We start from the raw sequence: 17,919 nt of genomic DNA, 5'->3' as shown, positions 1-17,919 counted from the left end.
CCCCACATTCACGGACAGGATGCTCGATAGGCTGCTGATTCGGTGGATTGCACAGTGCAGTGGGCGGGAGGGCCGGCGTGGAGCAGTGTGGCGACCCAGTATGTGCATCGAGGCGCCGGTTATACCGTTCTCATTGTGCTCCAAGCCCATCGAGAAGCTGTAACCGAATCGAAGAAAAATAATTCCCTGGTTGCAACCAACCACAAGCTGACTTTTCTGAGACCGACTCAGAATCCATCCAAAGTAGACGGTATTGCTGGGGCCGCTAAGCGCTCACCTTCACGTTGAGAAGACCAGAACAGTAATCGACACACTGTGGGGCTTGCCATAACACAGCCGAACAGCAAGGGACCGGCCGGCGACTAGATAGTTACGGCAGGCCGTTGTTGGACAAACGACTTAATAGCCAGTCGTCTCCCGTCAATGAATCAAACGTCCCCAACTGCAGCCTCCGTCTCGAGCAAATGAACAACAAAGCCCGGCGGGGGCAAGTTGCGCGGTGGTTTCCGCCAGATCAGCTGCAAGTGCTTTTCCAGCCCCGGAATAGGCAGCGCGACGAGGGTACCGCTCCGAACTTCGTCACACACTGCCGAGGCCAATACCAGCGAAACGCCCAGACCCGCCCTGACTGCCTGCTTGACTGCTTCGGTGCTGCCTAGTTGCATCCCGCTGCGGGGCACGCCCAGCTCACCGAAGTATTCGGTCAAGAGCCGACCGGTTCCGCTGCCCGGTTCGCCTCCGAGCATGGGCAACTCGACCAACCTGGCTCGTTCGATAGACTCAGCACCGGCAAGCGGGTGATCCGGACCTACGATTAACACCAGCGGCTCGACCCTCCATTGGCGCTGCTCGAAGTCAGGATGAGGTATCCACCATTCCATCACCGCGGCGTCCAGCTGCCCCGCCAGAAGTTGGTCGGCTACGTCGGGGTTGGCTGCGATGCGCAAGTCCACCTCTCCCCCTTCGGCCCCCGTCCCCAAATAGCTGCGTAGAAAAGGCTGCAGCAGATAGGTGCCGATGTTGGAGCTGGCCCCAACGCGCTGGCGTCTGCCGTGCAGCGCGTCCAATGCTCGGTCGTGCATGTCCAGCAGAGCAGTGGCGTGGCGCATGAAGGCCAAAGCGCGCGTGGTGGGCTGGCAGCCGCTTCGGCTGCGGTGCACCAACGTAACGCCAACCTGCTCTTCCAGCTTCTGCAAGTGTTGCGACACCGTCGGTTGGGCGAGTCCCAACGTCCGGGCCGCGCTTTGAAAGCTGCCGGTTTGAACGATCGCCACCAAGCTTTTTAGCCATACCGGATTCAACATGGAGCAGGCTCGGCCTGAGGTATACGGTTCGCAGCGTTAGCCGGTAGCTCGCCCGCCAGCGCCTGGATAATATTTTGCGCAGCACAACGTTCGATCTCCAATCGCACGCGATGCACCGCCGACCCTATATGCGGTGTAAACAGGGTCTTGGGATGCTGCAACAGAGCAGGATCGATGCGTCGAGGCCGGTCTGCACGCGCCCAATCTTCCATCTCAAATACATCTGCCGCGTAGCCGCCGAGCTGGCCTCGCTCAAGCGCATCAAGCACCGCGCTTTCATCCACTACCGAGCCTCGACAGGGATTGATCAGCAGGGTGCCGGGGCGCACGCTGCCAAGCATCTCCGCGTTTACCACATGCTCGGTTTCAGGGTTCAGCGGAAGCGCCAGCAAGATAAAAGCCGAACTGGCGAAGAGCTCGTCACACGCCACTTTGCGTAGGTCGAGCCGTTGCTCGACTTCTGCATCCACAGTTTTCATCTCGTAATACTGGATGGTCGCTCCCCAGCCCTGCAGGCGCTCCGCCATGGCCAGGCCGATGGCGCCCATGCCGACTATACCCACTGTCGCGCCGTTGAGCCCAGTGCCGTAGAACTGCGGTTGCCAGCCCTGAAAAGCGCCGGAACGCACGAACGCATCCGCCTCCCGCAAATGGCGCCCCAGACCGACCGCGAGGCCAATCGCCAGCTCAGCGGTGGGGACGGTAAGCAGGTCGGGCACAAAGGTCAGCCACACTTCGCGGGCAGTACAGGCGTTCACATCGAAATTGTCGAACCCCTTCAGCGCACAGCCGACCACGCGCAAGTCGGGACAGGTGTGGAGGAATTCGGCATCAACCCGGTCGGGCATGAATGCCATCATCGCCTGCGCATCACGGCAGCGCTTGCGAATTTCCTCTGGCGGCAGCGTAAGATCGGTCTGATTGGTGATCAGCTCGCAGTGAGGCGCCAGCAGTTGCAGGGTTTCATCGTGTACACGGTGAGTTATAACTAGTTTCGGCAGCATGATATGTCCTATTTGAAGCGTTTGCGCAGAACGCCGCTGAAGGCGTCCACTAGCGTGACCATGGCCAGGATGACCAGCAGAATTGCTGCTACTTCCTGATACTGCATGATGCGCAATGAGCCCATGAGTTCGAAGCCGATACCACCGGCACCCACCATGCCCATCACGGTGGAGGCACGGAAGTTGTATTCCCAGCGGTAGATGGCTACGTCGGCAAACTGCGGCGTCACCTGCGGCAGTACTGCGTGCAGCAGTACCTGCAACGATGTGGCCCCCGCCGCGCGAGCGGCTTCCACCGGCGCTTCGTCGACATGCTCGATGGCCTCGGCAAAAAACTTGCCGACCATACCGATCGAATGCAGCCCCAGCGCTAGCACGCCCGGCAAGGCACCAAATCCCACCGCCGCGACGAAGATGATGCCCATGATCAGCTCCGGCACCGACCGCAACGCATTCAGCAACACCCTTGCTATGCCGAAGACGAGGGGATGCGGCGACGTATTGCGCGCCGCGATGAACGCAATCAGCAACGAGAACACCACCGCGATAGCCGTGCCGGCGATGCTCATTGCCAACGTATCGATCAACGGGCTGATCCAGCTGCGGTAGCCCGAGAAGTCCGGCGGCATGGCCTCCCCTGCCAGAGTCGCGATGGAAGGAAGGCCGTTCAGCAATGTCGTGGCGTCAAGCAGCCCAACGTACCAACAGGCCAGCACAACTACCCCGCAGAGGATTGCCACCTGCCCCAACTGGCGCCACCAACTGAGGCCGAAACCGCGCAGTATTCGCTCCCTTTGCTCAGCAGGTAGCGCCTGCACATTATAGTGAGTAGACATATCGGTCCTCACAGCGTGGCGAAGTCGAGGCCGAGCAGCGATCCCATCTGGCGGATCACGTCGTAATCAGCATCTGTGATGGGTGCGAAGGCTTCAGCTTTGAAACTGCTCAGCACTTCAGGGTCGTGGATACCGACGAACACATCACGCACCTTCGCCTTGAGTTCAGTGCTCAGGTTGGAGCGCATCGCCCAGGGATACTGCGGATACTCGCCGCTATAGCCGAGTACCTTTACCTTGCTTGGATCGATCAGACCACGCTCGGACACGTGATTGAAGATCACCTCGGACAGCCCGCCCGCATCGGCGTTGCCGTTTGCCACGTTGACCGCAACCGAGTCATGAGTACCAACGAAATGCTGCTCATAGTCCTGTCCGCCTGTGAGGCTAACCGTCTCGAGCAGTACGGTCTTGGGAATCAGATGGCTGGAAGTCGAAGCGCGGTCACCGTAAGCCATCTTCTTGCCCCTGAGGTCGGCGTACTCGTTCACGCCCGAGGCGACGTTGGCAATGATCACAGAGCGATACGTGGGCTTGCCATCAATGACCATGGCAGCAAAGGCCTCGATATCGCTTTTACTCTTAGCCATGACATAGGACAGGGGACCAAAGTACGCGAGGTCTATACGGCCAAAGCGCATCGCCTCGATCATCGAGGAATAGTCGGTCGTTACGATCAGCTGTACCTTTTTTTCAAGGTGTTTTTCCAGATAATCCTTCAGCGGCTGGTTACGCTTGATCAGCTCGGAGGCGTTCTCGTCCGGAAGCAGCGCGACCTTCAGGACATCCGGATCAGCGTCCGCCGCTATGGCGGATAGACTTGAGATCGCGGCCAGCAAACAAGCGAGTAACATCGTAGTTAAACGTTTCATCGAGACATCTCCAGTGAGGGTGCAAACATTGCGGTAACTTCGGCCGACGGAGTTGCTGGCCGAATCGTGGTGCGGCCCGCATAAATCCGGTCGAGTTGTGCATCAGTGAGTTCCGATGGTGCGGCGTCGAAAACGATCTGAGAGTCGGCCAGCCCGACTACCCGATCTGCAAAGCAGCGGGCATATTCGAGCTGATGCAACGAGACGATGGCGGTTATGCCGTCTTCCTTGCATATGTCGCGGAGCAAGCCGAGAACCCGAACCGAGGTGGCGGGGTCAAGACTGGCTACCGGCTCGTCGGCCAGGATAATCGCCGGTTGTTGGGCCAACGCACGAGCGATGCCCACCCGTTGTTGCTGACCACCGGACAGTTTGTCCACCCGGCTCAGCGCCTTGTCTGCCAGGCCTACTCGTGCGAGGCATTGGAGCGCAATCTCCTGATCAGCGCGTGGCAACGGAAACAGTGACCGGAAGGTACTGTGAAACGCCAGCCGACCAGTCAGCACGTTCGCCAGCGCGCTCTGGCGCTCGATCAATTGATGATGCTGGAAAACCATGGCGGTACGCCGACGGTGCTGCCGGAGGGTGGAGCCACCACCAAGCTCGCCGAGCTCGCTGGATACAGTGCCGTCCGTAGGCATAACCAGTCGATTGAGACTGCGGAGCAGGGTCGACTTGCCTGCACCGGAGAGACCAAGCAGTACCGTAAATTCGCCACGCCGGAAAGCCACCGACGTATCGCGCAGCGCGGCTACCCCGCCTGGGTAGACCACACTAAGCCGGTCTACACGCAGCACGGCGTCCTGTATCGGATGGAGCGTCATATGATCACCTTTCGCAATTTCGAAAGCCGCAGGATTGCGGTTTGCAATTCAGAAAGGTACGCAGGGCGTGTTAAAGCATTGCTTCAAGAATGTGACAGCGAGGTGAAGGCTGAGGCTCTCGAGTTTCATGGTGGTCACGTGGAACCGCAGTCGAGCGAAGATATGCTGCGAAGCATTTCGCCTGGCTATCACGTGATGAAGCAGCAGTTGGACAGCTCGAACTTTTTGATATCGGAAGCAAACGTTATGGGACGTGATGAGCCGAGAGACTTGGCTAGGTAGCTTGATCTTCTGGCGTGCGCCGGAGGGCATCTCCCTCCATGGATGATGTCCTCAAGAGTTATCACTTACCGAGTCACCTGGAATTGAGCCACCCTATCAGCTCTTTCTCAGACCAACGCGTTAACCGGCCGATCCTGACTCTTCCTGGAAGGGATGGATTGTCTTTCGTCAGTCGCCAAAGAGTCTGACGGCTGACACGTAATATGGCGCAAATTTCATCGGTGGTCTTAAGCACCTCGCTAGTACTCATTGATCGCCTCCGTTCGTGACCATCTTAGTACTGAATCTCCCCCTCAGCCTTTGCTGCAGCTGTTCCAGGTGGTACTTGCCAACTTCGCCGCCAGATGCCACCCCTGAAGATTTTCTTTCTTTTGTTAATTCTTGGGGCGACACCCATGCTGTCACCCTCGAGAGTGACAAATCCGACCCGTTGCCGGCTATGCTGGTCTCAGGGGCGGAGGCTTGAGACACCGCGGGAAGCAAACGATAAAAATTTGATGTCTGACGGCCACCTGCAGCCGTACGAGGGATAATTTCCAACAACCCTTGGGCGACAAGACGCTTAAGTCTTCTTTGTGTCGACCGCAGGGACTGGGAAATTGCCTCCGCTATACGAGCCACTCCGGGCCAAGCCAACCCATCTGCATTGCTGCGAAACGCTAAAAAAAGCATTAGGTTCTTGTCGCGGGGGTCACACTCCAGGGCAAAAACGGCCGACATGAGCTCGATATTCATACATGTCCACCTTTGCAAATCGAAATAAAAGCCATCGCCTTCGTCTCCTACGTGAATTGGCGATACCTATGAAATACGAAAGCGAGATGGAGAATGTGCGATAAAACACCGAGTTTCGGTTTTTTTAGCGAAAGGTGTTAGAAGCGGGAAGACGCATGATCGCGGAGAGAAGTGGTACCCAAAGTGGTACCCAAACGCCAGAAACGAAAAAGGCCCGCTTTTGAGGCGGGCCTAAGTCGTTGATTTTGCTGGTGCCGGCACCAAGAGTCGAACTCGGGACCTACTGATTACAAGTCAGTTGCTCTACCAGCTGAGCTATACCGGCGCGGGGTGAATTATATAGATGCGCGCTGATCTGTAAACCCCTGTAGGGGGTTATCCACTGTTTTTTTGCCGGTGCGGCGATTAATCGCACTTGTGCATGGTTTCTGTCGCGGCACTTGACAAACCAAGGTTAACCCCTTGTTTTAGCGAAACTATCCACCAAGGTTATTTTTTGATCGGTACGCTACAAGCCGCGCTGATAAAGGCCCGCAGAACTCTATCAAGCTGTCGTCAACATGATTATGCACAGATGTCGGGGATAACAGTGCACAACCATAATCTGTGGATAAGTCTGTGCGCAAGCCGTTCACAGGCTGGTAGTGGGCTGTTCAGTTTATTTATGTCCAATGAGCATCAGGTTGCGCGGCGTAAGGCTTGCGGAGCAGAACTGGCCGAGCTGTACACAGAAGCCGGATTCCTGAAGAAACAAGGTGCGGTCGAGAAGCAGCCAAATTTCCAGGGGACGTCTGAACAGCGCTCCGACCAGCTCCAGGTTGCGTACCTGGGCCAGCCGCTGCCAGCCGTCATGTTCCAGCGCGCCCCAGTCCGCCGGCTCTGGCAGTTCAAGATGATGATGCGCGGCGAGGCTGCGGCAGAAGTCTGCGACACCTACATTCAAAGCGCTTTGCGGCCGTGCAGGCGTGGGAAGATAACTATCAACACCGCGCGCTTCGCGCTGCCACAGATCAAACGCCAGGCGCCAGGCCATGGATTGATCACGCAGCCGCCGCACCCGCTGTCCGGCTGTGACGCTTTCCAGCAGCGGCAGCGCGAGGTCGTCCTTGCTGAGGCTGAGCTGCGCCCTACGGCCTGCGGCAGAGAGTGGCTGATAGCTGTCCGTCTCGATCCGGTTGTAACAACATGGCGACAGCACCAGTTGTCCACAGCCGCGGGCGACGCTCTGGCGCAACAGGGTCATGTGCAGTTCGCCACAGGCATGCAGGGCAACCGGCGTGTGATGCGGTTGCAAATGCTGCCACGAGCTTGCACTGAGCACGTCGGCATCTACATGGGACGCCTCAATATTGCACTGATGACTGAGCGCCCTGCCCTGCTCATTGAGCGCGCCGTCGTATTCAAGGCAGCTCAACGGCTGACCGCCGGTGAAGGCCAACAGTCGTCCCAGGTGGCCCTTGCCGGCACACCAATCCAGCCAGTGCTGCGCGGGCTGCGGCAGACGCTGGTGGGAAATATCAGCAAAGCGGGTTATCTGCTGCCATTTGCGCCCCGGCACATTGCGGGTCAGCGATTCGGGTAGCGGGTTCGGCGGGGCACGTGACCAGTCTTCAACCTGGCTCAAGGCGAGCGACTGCGCAGCCAACTCGGTAAAGGGCGCAGGCGCGTCGAGCAGATGGGGCTGGTTGTGGTTTTGCTCGGCCTGCTCTAGCGAGCGGACGCGCAAGAATACGGAAAGCTCGGGCCAGACCTGCTCCCACGGCAGCTGTAGCTGCGTGAAAGGCCGTGCGCGCCAGACTGCCTGGTGCTCACTCAACCAGGCATCCAGCTGTTGAAAACGCGCAAGGAAGTCCATGGCTCAGCGCTTGCGACTGGCCTCAACCTTGAGCCAGTGCTCGACCAGCTTGAACAACTGGGTGAAGAGAATGGTGATAGTCAGGTAAATCAGCCCCGCTACCAGGAAGAACAGCTCGAACTGGTAGGTGCGTGAGTTGATGGTGCGTACCACCCCCATGAGATCCATCAGGGTAACGGTATAGACCACTGCGCTGGCCTTGAGCATGAGGATGACCTCGTTGCCATAGGCCGGCAGGCCGATACGGATCGCCCGCGGCAGGATGATGTATTGCAGTGCCTGGCTACGCGACATGCCGAGCGCTCTGGCGGCTTCCACTTCACCGGGTGGTACCGCCTGAATGGCGCCGCGCAGGATCTCGGCGATGTAGGCGGCGGTGTGCAGCGTCATCGTAATCAGCGCACACCAATAGGGTTCGCGCAGGTAGGGCCAGAACATGCTGTCGCGTACCACCTCGAACTGCGACAAGCCGTAATACACCAGAAACAGCTGCAGAATCAGCGGTGTGCCGCGGAAGAAGAAGATGTACGAATAGGGCACGGCGCGGATGTACCAGTGCCGTGAGGCTCTGCCCAGCCCCAGCGGAATGGCGAGTATCAGCCCGATCAATACGGCCAGGCCGACCAGCTCCAGCGTTACCAGCGTGCCTTCCCACAGCTGCGGCAGCCAGGGTTGAATCGTTGCCCAGCGTTCAGCCCAGGTCATAGCTCGGTCCTTGCGTAGCCCTTGTTCGCCCGGCGTTCAAACCAGTGCAGTGCGGCCATGATGATGACTGTCAGGCCCAGATAGATCAGAGCGGTGGTGAAGTAAAAGGTGAAGGGTTCCCTGGTGGCATTGGCAGCGACCTGGGCCTTGCGCAGTACTTCTTCGAGGGTGATCAGCGATACCAGGGCAGTGTCTTTCAGCAGGATGAGATACAGGTTACCTAACCCCGGCAGAGCGACTCGCCACAGTTGCGGCAGAGTAATACGCCAGAAGATCCGCATGTTCGACATGCCCAGCGCCAGCCCTGCCTCTTTCTGTCCGGGGGAGATCGACAGCAGCGCGCCACGGAAGACTTCCGTGGCGTAGGCACCGAAACATAACCCAAGCGCCAGCGTTCCAGCCAGGAACGGGCTTAGCGTCAGATACGGGTTACCGAAGTAACTGCCCAGCGCATTCATCAGCGAAACGGTGCCGAAGTAAGCCATCAGCACCCACAGGGTTTCCGGGATTCCGCGGACAACCGAGGTATAGAAGCCGCCAACGCCGCGCAGCAGTACGTTGCCTGAGATCTTGGCGCTGGCACCAAGCAGACCGAGTAACAGCCCCAGCGCTACCGCTGCCAGGGACAAACGAATCGTCATCCAGGTCCCTTCGAGAAGGGCCGGACCAAAACCGTGCAAATCAAACATGGGCATCTTTCAGTCGCGCCGGGCCCCGCGGGGCCCGGTCGTGAGGTCAGCGAATGCTGAAGGGAAAGTATTTGGCGTTGATCTCTTCGTAGGTGCCGTCTTCGATGATGGCCGCCAGCGCTTTGTTCAGACGCTCGCGCAGCGGATCACCCTTGCGCACGGCAATACCGATCTCGTCATCATCAAATACCGGTTCGCCCTTGAACTCGAAGTCCTGGCCGGCTTCGGATTGCAGCCAGTCATGCTGGACGAACTTGTCTGCCAGCGCGCCATCGATACGGCCGGAGTTCAGCTCCAGGTAAACATTCTCCTGGGTGTCGTACAGGCGAATATCAACCACGTCGCCCAGATTGTCTTCGAGCCATTGACCCGCGAGTGTGGCGCGCTGGGTGCCGATGGTCTTGCCTTCCAGACTGGCTTTATCGACCTTGAAATCAGATTTCTTCGGCGCGACAAATTGCAGCTTGTTGGTGTAGTACGGATCGGTGAAATCAACAGCCTGTTTGCGCTCGTCGGTGATGGACATGCCGGCGATCAGGAAGTCAAACCGGCGGGTATTCAGCGCTGGAATCAGGCCGTCCCAGTCGGAGGTGACTACCGTGCACTCGACGCCCATTTCCTCACAGAGCGCCATGCCGATATCGATATCGAAGCCGACAACCTCACCCTTGCTGTTGATCATATTGAAGGGCGGATAAGCGCCCTCTGTGCCGATGCGCAGCGTTTCCGCCATTGCCGGGGCACTCATGAACAGGGACATCGCAGCGGCCAGCAAAACCTTCTTGTAGCTCTTCATGGTTACAACTCCTTACCTGTGGCTGGACATGAACTGTTTACAACGTTCGGACACGGGATTATCGAAGACCTGTTCGGGCGTACCGATTTCCTCGACTTGTCCCTGATGCAGAAAAACGACCTGACTGGACACATTCCTTGCAAAGCCCATCTCGTGGGTGACCAACAGCATAGTACGCCCTTCGTCGGCCAGCGCTCGGATCACGTTCAGCACCTCCTGGACCATCTCCGGGTCCAGGGCAGAAGTCGGTTCGTCAAACAGGATGACACGTGGCTGCATGGCCAGAGTGCGGGCAATAGCGGCGCGCTGTTGCTGACCACCGGAAAGCTGCGCAGGAAAAGCGTGGCGCTTGTCGGCGATGCCTACTTTTTCCAGGAACAGTTCCGCTGCGGCAACCGCATCGGCTTTGCGCTGACCCAGCACGCGCCGCGGAGCCTCGATGATGTTGTCGAGAATGCTCATGTGCGGCCACAGGTTGAAGCTCTGGAAGACGAAGCCGATATTGGCACGCAAACGATTGATCTGCTTGTTGTCGGCAGCGACCAGCGCACCGTCACGACCGGGCTTGAGTTTCATTTCTTCGCCGGCCACCACGATTTGTCCTTTATGAGGATTCTCGAGGAGGTTTATACAGCGCAACAGGGTACTTTTGCCCGACCCGGAGGAGCCAAGAATGGAGATAACATCGCCGTCGCGGGCAGTAAGATCAACGCCCTTGAGTACCTCAAGGTCGCCGTAGCGCTTGTGCAGGTCACGCACTTCCAAAGCTGGCGGTGTCACGTAAGGCTTTCCGATCCATGCGTCCGCAGACGCTTGTACATTGAGCTCGAGCAGGCTATGCCCGAACGAATCACGCAGCTTTATCTGCAATCATCCTGTCATGCGCGCAAAACTAGCACAGCTCAGTTACATGACCAAGAGCACTCATCGGGTCATGGATAGAATATTCATGCAAAAGTCTTTCCATAAACCTGATTACTGACATCCAGAAAGTATTGAGCGATCGCCGGTCGCAGTCCCGCTACCGCGGCTCGAATACCACCAGCGTGACGCCGACCACCACTACCACCGCACCAACAACCTGCACCAGAGTGATCGGAGCACCCAGCCACCAGAATCCGCCGGCCATGGTCACCAGCGGAAGAAGATTCAGCAATACCGCTGAACGCGAGGGCCCAACTAACAGCACTGCACGGTTATAGGCTACGAAGGCGACAAGCGAGGGACCCAGGCCCAAGTATAACAAGGCGATTAAGGCTTCTTCACTCAGGCTCCAGCGCTGCTCTGTCAGTACGTTTTCAACCAGCGCCATCGGCGCCAGTATCAGCGCAGCGATGGCCATCAGCGGTACCAGGGTTGCGTAGGCAGGCATCCCGACCAGCCAGCGCCTGATAGTGAAGGAATAGCCGACCCAGGCGCACACGGCCAGCAGCATCAGCACATCACCCCGGTTCGCCTGCTCAAGCAGCTCGCCCGGATTGCCTGCGGAGACTACCCACGCAGCGCCTGCAACCGACAGGACAATACCAAACCACTGCCGAGCTTTCAGGCGCTCGCCAACAAACGCCGCCATGCACAACGCGGTGATGACCGGCACGCCCGACTCCAGTACCGCCACGTTGGTGGCGCTGGTGTGCTGGAGAGCGGAATAGACGAAGACGTTAAACAGCGCGACGCCAGACACGGCGACCGCCAGCAATCCACGCCACTGACGGAGCAATAGCTGGCGCTGCCGATATGCGGCTGGACCGAACAGACAGACCACCGCAATCAACGCAACCAGCACGCGTCCGAAGGCCAGCGAAACAGGCGGCAAAGTGCCGGCCACTGCTTTACCAACCAGGATATTGCCGGCGTACAGAAACACTGCGAGCAGCAGGTAAACATAGGCGCGGATAACCAGTACTCCGAATCAGATTCAGCGTGACTGTGAGGTGCTCCAAGCATGCCAAGCGCACCCGGTTGGGGCAATGAGCGTCCTGGAATGCAACACGACGGACGCGGGGCATATGAAGATGGATGAGCGTACCTTTAAAACGACAGATGAATCAGCCGCGGCTCACGGGCTCAGTCAACTGCTTCGGTCATCCAGATACCGCGTATCGGAACGCTTCTCTTCAGGTTCGGCGCAGGAAGCGGTCGCCAGGGGTTGATGGTGGAAGCAATACCGGCCGAAGGTCAGCCCGTTACATCTAGGCCAGGCGCAGGGTTTGAGTTTATTTTTATCGGTCATAGGGCCACTACTGCCAAAGGGTGGTTCATTCAACGTACACCACAAATGGGTGACCTGCTGTTACAGAAACATAACGATACATTTATCGGAACGGCTAAAAACCCGCGCACTAGACACATCGAACCCCACCCACCGCACGGTGGAATACCAAGAAAGGAGTGCGGCAGGCGGAAAACAAAAAGGCCCACCCGGAGGTGAGCCTTTTCGTCGATATTAATGGTGCCCAGAGACGGAATCGAACCGCCGACACGAGGATTTTCAATCCTCTGCTCTACCGACTGAGCTATCTGGGCAACGGGGCGCTATTAAACGGTTTAAGAGGTTATGTGTCAAGCGCGGCCTGGAAAATAATTCCTTTTTTTCAGCCGCTTACCTGACGGTCATTGCGCCGGGGGCACGTAACCCTCGGCCTGAGCGTAATCTTCACCGGACAGGAATTTCTCCATTTCGCTCTGCAGGAAGCGTCGATCCTCGGCATCCATCATGTTCAGGCGACGTTCGTTGATCAACATGGTCTGGTGAGCCTGCCACTCGTCCCAGGCTTTCTTCGAGACGTCGTTGTAGATGGCCTCACCTTTTGCGCCAGGATATGGCGGACGGTCGAGTCCGGGAAGCTCCTGCTTGTACTTGCGGCACATTACCGTGCGAGTCATGGGCTACTCCTTCAGAAAAGTGGGAAAGTCGGCTACTAGATGATCAATTCGGCCCGCTTGAGTAGTTTCTTGACCGGCGCAGCCAGTCCAAGGCGGGAGGGTTGGCGCAGGTTATACCAGACCTGCCCCGGTTCGGTCACGGCATGACCTGGCTCGACCCGCACAACCAACGGCTGAATATCCAGATGGAAATGGCTGAATGTGTGCCGTAGTGGCTCGAGCGCTTGTGGCGCTGCTGATTGCCAGCCCAGGCGCTCGACGAGCTGCTCCAGGCCAACCAGATCGTCCAGCTGCGGCGGACTCCACAGGCCGCCCCAGAGGCCCGAGTCGGGCCGCCGTTCGAGCCACACGTCACCATCCGGGTTGACCAGCATTGGCATCACGCATTGGCGCACCGGTAACACTTTCTTCGGACGCGGGTTCGGGTAGCGGGTTGGCTGACCCAACTGGCGCGCCTCACATCCGGTTTGCAGCGGACATACCAGGCAGCTTGGCTTGCTACGGGTACACAGCGTGGCACCTAGATCCATCATGGCCTGGGTGTAATGATCGACGCGTTCGGTCGGCGTGTAGCGCTCGGCCATTTCCCAGAGTCTGTCGTGCACCGTACGCTCGCCTGGCCAGCCTTCCACGGCGTGATACCGAGCCAGCACGCGCTTGACGTTGCCATCGAGAATGGGCGCGCGCAGCCCCATGCTCAGGCTGGCAATGGCGCCCGCAGTTGATGGACCTATCCCCGGCAGCTGGGTGAGCCCTTCAACGCTGGTGGGAAACACGCCATCAAAGTGCTCGACAACAGCCTGCGCAGCCTTGTGCAGGTTGCGCGCGCGGCTGTAATAACCGAGTCCGGTCCACAGGTGCAGAACCTCATCGGCGGGAGCAGCAGCCAGCGCTTGAACGCTGGACAGCTCCTCCATGAAGCGCTGGTAATACGGGATGACCGTGGCCACCTGGGTCTGCTGCAGCATTATTTCCGACACCCATACCCGGTAGGGCGTCATATCCTGTTGCCAGGGCAGATCCTTGCGGCCGTGGCGGTCATACCATTCCAGCACCGCCTGCGAAAAAGCTGCGGGACTCACCGGCCTAACAGACCTCGCAGCGCATCACGCACGGCAGGCGCCTTATCACCCAGTTCGTCTTCGAGTTTTTCCTCGACCTTGCGCTTGGCTTCGTCGCCAATCAGACGTCCGGCAATTTTCGCCACGCCGTCACCATCCACACCACAACTACTGGCGGCGTTATGCAGAAAACCTTCACAACGAATTGGCCATTCGATACCGACATAGCGCTCATTGACCTGGCAGGCCGGATCCGGCATTTCGCGGGTGTCACCCTGAATCTCCAGACCAAGGCGGTAATCCAGCTTCTGCTGCGGCAGGTTCACACTGCCGCGGCCCCTGGCTGCAATGCCCGGTAACGCGACGACCAGATCGTCGTTGCGCACCTGGCCGTCTTCGATATTGAAGCTGCCCTGCAGCCGGCGGAACGGCGTGTCCTGTCCACCACGGGACTCCGACAACGCCTTGCGATTGGCCAGTGCGATAGCACTGCACAGCTGCTGCTCGAGATTGACGCCGACCAACGCGCCGTCATTCACGGTGAAGCTGGCGTTGCCATCAAGGGTATCCATCCACCGGTAGATGCTGTTGCCCTGCGCCTGCAAATCCGCATTCAGGTCAACCAGCCCGCGGATCTGTGGCGGCTGTTCGTAGGCTTCCTGTAGCGCCAACGAATCGATGTTGGTCAGAACAGGTTTGATACTGACAGTGGTGGGGGTGCTGCGGGTGTTGATCTGGCCCTGCGCAGCAAACTCGCCGCCAAACACGCCACCACTCAACTGCCGCAGCTGAACCAGGCCATCCTTGGCCAGCACGCTGACCTCGAAGGGGCTGATGGTCAGACCGGTAACGATGACTTCCTGCAGGCTCAGCTTACCGTCGACGTCCAGCGTGGCGAGTGTTTCCAGCGGCAGCACTGCCTCGTCGCTCCAGGCCGGCGGTGCGATGCCCGAGCGGCTGCCACCCGAAGGCAATACTGGCGTCGGGGCTGCGTCCTCGCTCGGCGCTTCCTCGGCTGGGAGATATTTGTCGATGTTCAGGGTGTTACCGGTGAGATTGAAGCGCAGCGCCTGACGCTCAATGTCCGCCAGTCCGGCGTCGCCGGTCAGCTCGCTACCATCGACGACCAGCTTGAGATCGTTGAGCATAAGGCTGTTGGCGGTGCCATCAATATTGGCCGATAGCGCTACCGCTTCCAGAGCGCGGGGGTCGGAGGTTTCCGGCAACTCCTGTCCCAGCGAGCGAATGAATTTGCGGCCGTCGAATTCCGCGGCATCCAGATTACCGGTGAGTTTCATCTCGCCGCTCAGATCAGTAGCCTTGAGCTGGCCGGTGGCACGCATATCGGCGACGGTGAGGCGCATTTCATTAAGCTCGGCGATCTGCTCGGTCAGATCCACCAGTGCGTTACCCTGCAGTTCCAGACTGACCGCACGCCCCGAGAACGGCGTACCGCTGGCATCGACCTTGAGATCGATAGCTTCCAGCTCATAACGATTCTGGCTCAGGTCAAAACGCGCCACGCTGTTCAGATCCAGGCGCACACGCAGTGCCGGATCGTCCACAATCAGCAGCCCAAGAAACTCGACATCGAATGACTCACCCTCAATCAGCGCACCCGTGGTCAGATTGATGTCTTCCATCTGCAGGCTCTGCCCCGCCTGCTCATCGGTGTAACGCACGTTGGCGTTGGTGATGCGTACGCTCTCGATGGCGATATCCAGATCACCGCCGGCCTGCGCCGGTTCAGCCTCGGTGGTTGCGCCCTCTTCCTGCACCACCTCTTCGCTGGCACCGATCGATTCCCAGTTACCGACGCCCTGCTGGTTGCGAACCAGATTGAGACTGACGCTGTCGAGAATCACATCATCCATGCGCAGTTGCTTGCGCAACAGCGGCAGTACCTTGACGCCAAGCCCCATGGAACCGACTTGTGCCAGCTGCTGATCAGGCTGCTCGAGCGGTGCAACGCCAACCTGCTCGAGCTCGATACCCAACCAGGGGAACAATGACCAGGCGATATCACCCTCCAGCGTCAGCTCGACGTTGGCGTGCTCGCGCGCGGCCTGCTGGATATTTTCCTTGTAGTCATTCGGGTCGAATATGCGAGTCAGGAAAAACAGCAGCCCCACCCCCAGCACCAGTAAGCCGAACACCACCAGACCAACTATTTTCAGCGCTTTCATGGGTACCCCTTGTTATTCATGCCCGGACCCGCGGCCCGCTGTATGTATCGTAAAACGCATTACCTTAGAGCCTGTCCATCAGCATGGCTACTTTCTCGGCAATGGCGAGGCTGGACGTCAGACCCGGCGACTCGATTCCGAACAGGTTGATCAGTCCGGAAATACCGTGCGTGCGCGCATCCTGCAGGGTGAAATCGCGAGCCACTTCACCCGGACCGCTGAGCTTGGCGCGGATGCCAGCGTAGCCAGGCACTAGGCGTTCCGGCTCGCACTGCGGCCAATAACGGCAAATGGCCCGGGCGAAGCTCGGCGCCAGCGACGGGGCAACCTGATAATTCAGATCGTCCTGATATAGCACATCCGGACCGAAGCGCAGCTGACCGCCCATATCAAGCGTCGCATGCACACCGAGTCCTGCGGTGTTGGCTTCGGGCATAGGATAAACCAAATGCCGGAAGGGGGACGGCCCGCTATAGGCGAAATAACTGCCCTTGCAGTAATGCACAGGCGGTATCACCGAGGCCGGAACCCCCTTCACGCTGGCCGCCAGCTGCTGCGCAAACAACCCCCCGGCATTGATCAGCCAGGCAGTGCTCAACTCGAAAGCCTCGCCCGCGCTGTGGCCGCTGACACGCAATCCATCCGGCGTCGGCTCGACGCGCTCGATGCGCGCATTGCAGACCAGCGTTCCGCCATTGGCCTGCAACGCCGCTTCGTATGACTGCATCAGCGCATGGCTGTCGATGATACCGGTCAGCGGCGAAAACAGGCCGGCGACAGCTTTGACGTCCGGCTCCAGCTCGTGCACCTGCTCGGCGCTCAGCCATTGCAGCTCGACGCCGTTGGCCGAGGCGTTGTCGTGCAGCGCCTGCAGTGCGACTATTTCACCGGGCTCTACCGCCACCAACAGCTTGCCGATACGCCGATGCGGTACGTTATGGCGTTCGCTCCAGTCATACAGCAGATCGCGCCCCTGCTTGCACAATGCTGCCTTCAACGAGCCCGGCGGATAGTAGATACCCGCATGGATGACTTCACTGTTGCGGCTCGATGCATGCTGGCCCGGCCAGCTTTCTTGCTCCAACACCATTACCGAACGGCCGCTGGCGGCCAGATGCTGGGCTATTGCCAGGCCGACCACGCCGGCCCCTGCTACCACTACGTCACAATCGTTCATTGCTATTCCCTTGCTGAATTACCCTGTTCCACATTCCTGAGCCCTGATGTAGCCCGCACCCCACGCTGTACGTATAATGCTCGGCCTTGATCGTATTACTGGAGAACTGCCATGGCTGAGCGCAAGGCAAGCGTCGAGCGCAACACGCTGGAAACGCGAATCAAAGTCGACATCAATCTGGACGGTACCGGCCAGGCGGACTTCGATATCGGCGTTCCCTTTCTTGAGCACATGCTGGACCAGATAGCCCGGCACGGTCTGATCGACATGAAGATACACTGTCGCGGCGATTTGCATATTGACGACCACCACACCGTGGAAGACGTCGGCATCACGCTCGGCCAGGCTTTTGCCAAGGCGCTGGGCGACAAGAAAGGCGTTCGTCGTTACGGTCATGCCTATGTTCCGCTCGATGAAGCACTTTCGCGCGTGGTAATCGACTTCTCCGGACGGCCCGGCCTGCAGATGCATGTGCCCTTTACCCGTGCAACGGTTGGTGGCTTCGACGTCGATCTGTTCCAGGAGTTCTTCCAGGGCTTCGTAAATCACGCATTGGTGACCTTGCACATCGACACGCTGCGTGGCACCAACACGCATCACCAGATCGAAACCGTGTTCAAGGCCTTTGGTCGTGCGCTGCGCATGGCCATTGAAGAGGACCCGCGTATGGCCGGCATGATGCCCTCCACTAAAGGTTGTCTGTAATT

19 protein-coding genes and 2 tRNA genes are annotated in these 17,919 nt (G+C 58.7%); 2 read left to right on the top strand and 19 right to left on the bottom strand.

The annotated features are described in order from the left end of the window. Positions 1-428: 428 nt before the first annotated feature. From FZE95_RS15620 to phnC, 5 genes are read right to left on the bottom strand one after another with little or no spacing between them, the layout of a single operon-like run. On the bottom strand, positions 429-1,304 hold the full coding sequence (locus tag FZE95_RS15620; protein WP_150301806.1) for a LysR family transcriptional regulator: 876 nt from the start codon (positions 1,302-1,304) through the stop codon (positions 429-431). Further along, on the bottom strand, positions 1,298-2,308 hold the full coding sequence (locus FZE95_RS15615) for a phosphonate dehydrogenase (RefSeq protein WP_150301805.1): 1,011 nt from the start codon (positions 2,306-2,308) through the stop codon (positions 1,298-1,300). Before FZE95_RS15615 ends, FZE95_RS15620 begins: the two co-directional genes overlap by 7 nt. 8 nt (positions 2,309-2,316) lie before the next feature. Further along, a complete protein-coding gene (phnE, locus tag FZE95_RS15610) occupies positions 2,317-3,144 on the bottom strand; it encodes a phosphonate ABC transporter, permease protein PhnE (RefSeq protein ID WP_150301804.1) in 828 nt (275 codons plus the stop codon). Positions 3,145-3,152: 8 nt separating this feature from the next. Continuing rightward, a complete protein-coding gene (phnD, locus tag FZE95_RS15605) occupies positions 3,153-4,016 on the bottom strand; it encodes a phosphate/phosphite/phosphonate ABC transporter substrate-binding protein (protein WP_150301803.1) in 864 nt (287 codons plus the stop codon). Further along, complete coding sequence (gene phnC / locus FZE95_RS15600; RefSeq protein WP_150301802.1) at positions 4,013-4,840, bottom strand: phosphonate ABC transporter ATP-binding protein; 828 nt, start codon at positions 4,838-4,840, stop codon at positions 4,013-4,015. Before phnC ends, phnD begins: the two co-directional genes overlap by 4 nt. Between phnC and FZE95_RS15595 the strand changes: the two genes are divergently transcribed. After that, positions 4,841-5,122, top strand: coding sequence for a hypothetical protein (locus tag FZE95_RS15595; RefSeq protein ID WP_150301801.1), 282 nt, complete (start codon positions 4,841-4,843; stop codon positions 5,120-5,122). Positions 5,123-5,195: 73 nt separating this feature from the next. Here the strand turns inward: FZE95_RS15595 and FZE95_RS20125 are convergent, their stop codons facing one another. The 14 genes from FZE95_RS20125 to FZE95_RS15530 all read right to left on the bottom strand — a co-directional run bounded on the left by FZE95_RS20125 (position 5,196) and on the right by FZE95_RS15530 (position 17,212). Next, the gene (locus FZE95_RS20125; protein WP_150301800.1) at positions 5,196-5,372 is read right to left on the bottom strand and encodes a helix-turn-helix transcriptional regulator; all 177 of its coding nucleotides are present in this window, start codon (positions 5,370-5,372) and stop codon (positions 5,196-5,198) included. Beyond that, complete coding sequence (locus tag FZE95_RS20120; protein ID WP_397387136.1) at positions 5,369-5,842, bottom strand: helix-turn-helix domain-containing protein; 474 nt, start codon at positions 5,840-5,842, stop codon at positions 5,369-5,371. Before FZE95_RS20120 ends, FZE95_RS20125 begins: the two co-directional genes overlap by 4 nt. A 264-nt stretch (positions 5,843-6,106) precedes the next feature. Continuing rightward, positions 6,107-6,182: transfer RNA gene (locus tag FZE95_RS15585), tRNA-Thr, on the bottom strand. Positions 6,183-6,515: 333 nt separating this feature from the next. Continuing rightward, entirely contained in the window at positions 6,516-7,712 is a 1,197-nt protein-coding gene (locus FZE95_RS15580) for a methyltransferase (RefSeq protein ID WP_150301799.1), read from the bottom strand. A gap of 3 nt (positions 7,713-7,715) precedes the next feature. Continuing rightward, positions 7,716-8,417 carry an ABC transporter permease gene (locus FZE95_RS15575; RefSeq protein ID WP_150301798.1) on the bottom strand — a complete coding sequence of 234 codons (702 nt, stop codon included), beginning with the start codon at positions 8,415-8,417 and terminating at the stop codon, positions 7,716-7,718. Further along, the gene (locus FZE95_RS15570) at positions 8,414-9,106 is read right to left on the bottom strand and encodes an ABC transporter permease (RefSeq protein ID WP_150301797.1); all 693 of its coding nucleotides are present in this window, start codon (positions 9,104-9,106) and stop codon (positions 8,414-8,416) included. The genes FZE95_RS15575 and FZE95_RS15570 overlap by 4 nt, the downstream gene beginning before the upstream one ends. 46 nt (positions 9,107-9,152) lie before the next feature. Next, positions 9,153-9,902, bottom strand: coding sequence for an ABC transporter substrate-binding protein (locus FZE95_RS15565; RefSeq protein ID WP_150301796.1), 750 nt, complete (start codon positions 9,900-9,902; stop codon positions 9,153-9,155). A gap of 12 nt (positions 9,903-9,914) precedes the next feature. After that, positions 9,915-10,682: an ABC transporter ATP-binding protein gene (locus FZE95_RS15560; protein ID WP_150301795.1), complete on the bottom strand. Its 768-nt coding sequence runs from the start codon at positions 10,680-10,682 to the stop codon at positions 9,915-9,917. A gap of 241 nt (positions 10,683-10,923) precedes the next feature. Beyond that, positions 10,924-11,781, bottom strand: a complete 858-nt coding sequence (locus FZE95_RS15555; protein ID WP_263398690.1) for a DMT family transporter — start codon at positions 11,779-11,781, stop codon at positions 10,924-10,926. A 571-nt stretch (positions 11,782-12,352) separates the two neighbouring features. Next, positions 12,353-12,428, bottom strand: a tRNA-Phe gene (locus FZE95_RS15550). An 87-nt stretch (positions 12,429-12,515) separates the two neighbouring features. Then, positions 12,516-12,788 carry an oxidative damage protection protein gene (locus FZE95_RS15545; RefSeq protein ID WP_150301793.1) on the bottom strand — a complete coding sequence of 91 codons (273 nt, stop codon included), beginning with the start codon at positions 12,786-12,788 and terminating at the stop codon, positions 12,516-12,518. Between the two features lie 35 nt (positions 12,789-12,823). Beyond that, complete coding sequence (gene mutY / locus FZE95_RS15540) at positions 12,824-13,870, bottom strand: A/G-specific adenine glycosylase (RefSeq protein WP_150301792.1); 1,047 nt, start codon at positions 13,868-13,870, stop codon at positions 12,824-12,826. Next, entirely contained in the window at positions 13,867-16,035 is a 2,169-nt protein-coding gene (locus FZE95_RS15535; RefSeq protein WP_150301791.1) for an AsmA family protein, read from the bottom strand. Before FZE95_RS15535 ends, mutY begins: the two co-directional genes overlap by 4 nt. Before the next feature lie 64 nt (positions 16,036-16,099). Then, positions 16,100-17,212 (bottom strand): NAD(P)/FAD-dependent oxidoreductase, encoded by a 1,113-nt coding sequence (locus FZE95_RS15530; protein WP_150301790.1) that lies wholly within the window; start codon positions 17,210-17,212, stop codon positions 16,100-16,102. Between the two features lie 111 nt (positions 17,213-17,323). On the opposite strand from FZE95_RS15530, the gene hisB reads away from it, so the two are divergent. Further along, positions 17,324-17,917, top strand: a complete 594-nt coding sequence (hisB, locus tag FZE95_RS15525; protein WP_150301789.1) for an imidazoleglycerol-phosphate dehydratase HisB — start codon at positions 17,324-17,326, stop codon at positions 17,915-17,917. Positions 17,918-17,919 lie beyond the last annotated feature (2 nt).

Source organism: Pseudomonas profundi (assembly GCF_008638305.1).
Classification (GTDB): Bacteria; Pseudomonadota; Gammaproteobacteria; order Pseudomonadales; family Pseudomonadaceae; genus Halopseudomonas; species Halopseudomonas profundi.
This window is presented reverse-complemented; position numbering and strand designations above follow the sequence as displayed.

Coding starts and splice junctions, on each gene's coding strand:
- FZE95_RS15620 (WP_150301806.1), bottom strand. CDS start 1,304: ATGTTGAATCCGGTATGGCTAAAAAGCTTGGTGGCGATCGTTCAAACC.
- FZE95_RS15615 (WP_150301805.1), bottom strand. CDS start 2,308: ATGCTGCCGAAACTAGTTATAACTCACCGTGTACACGATGAAACCCTG.
- phnE (WP_150301804.1), bottom strand. CDS start 3,144: ATGTCTACTCACTATAATGTGCAGGCGCTACCTGCTGAGCAAAGGGAG.
- phnD (WP_150301803.1), bottom strand. CDS start 4,016: ATGAAACGTTTAACTACGATGTTACTCGCTTGTTTGCTGGCCGCGATC.
- phnC (WP_150301802.1), bottom strand. CDS start 4,840: ATGACGCTCCATCCGATACAGGACGCCGTGCTGCGTGTAGACCGGCTT.
- FZE95_RS15595 (WP_150301801.1), top strand. CDS start 4,841: ATGATCACCTTTCGCAATTTCGAAAGCCGCAGGATTGCGGTTTGCAAT.
- FZE95_RS20125 (WP_150301800.1), bottom strand. CDS start 5,372: ATGAGTACTAGCGAGGTGCTTAAGACCACCGATGAAATTTGCGCCATA.
- FZE95_RS20120 (WP_397387136.1), bottom strand. CDS start 5,842: ATGTCGGCCGTTTTTGCCCTGGAGTGTGACCCCCGCGACAAGAACCTA.
- FZE95_RS15580 (WP_150301799.1), bottom strand. CDS start 7,712: ATGGACTTCCTTGCGCGTTTTCAACAGCTGGATGCCTGGTTGAGTGAG.
- FZE95_RS15575 (WP_150301798.1), bottom strand. CDS start 8,417: ATGACCTGGGCTGAACGCTGGGCAACGATTCAACCCTGGCTGCCGCAG.
- FZE95_RS15570 (WP_150301797.1), bottom strand. CDS start 9,106: ATGTTTGATTTGCACGGTTTTGGTCCGGCCCTTCTCGAAGGGACCTGG.
- FZE95_RS15565 (WP_150301796.1), bottom strand. CDS start 9,902: ATGAAGAGCTACAAGAAGGTTTTGCTGGCCGCTGCGATGTCCCTGTTC.
- FZE95_RS15545 (WP_150301793.1), bottom strand. CDS start 12,788: ATGACTCGCACGGTAATGTGCCGCAAGTACAAGCAGGAGCTTCCCGGA.
- FZE95_RS15535 (WP_150301791.1), bottom strand. CDS start 16,035: ATGAAAGCGCTGAAAATAGTTGGTCTGGTGGTGTTCGGCTTACTGGTG.
- FZE95_RS15530 (WP_150301790.1), bottom strand. CDS start 17,212: ATGAACGATTGTGACGTAGTGGTAGCAGGGGCCGGCGTGGTCGGCCTG.
- hisB (WP_150301789.1), top strand. CDS start 17,324: ATGGCTGAGCGCAAGGCAAGCGTCGAGCGCAACACGCTGGAAACGCGA.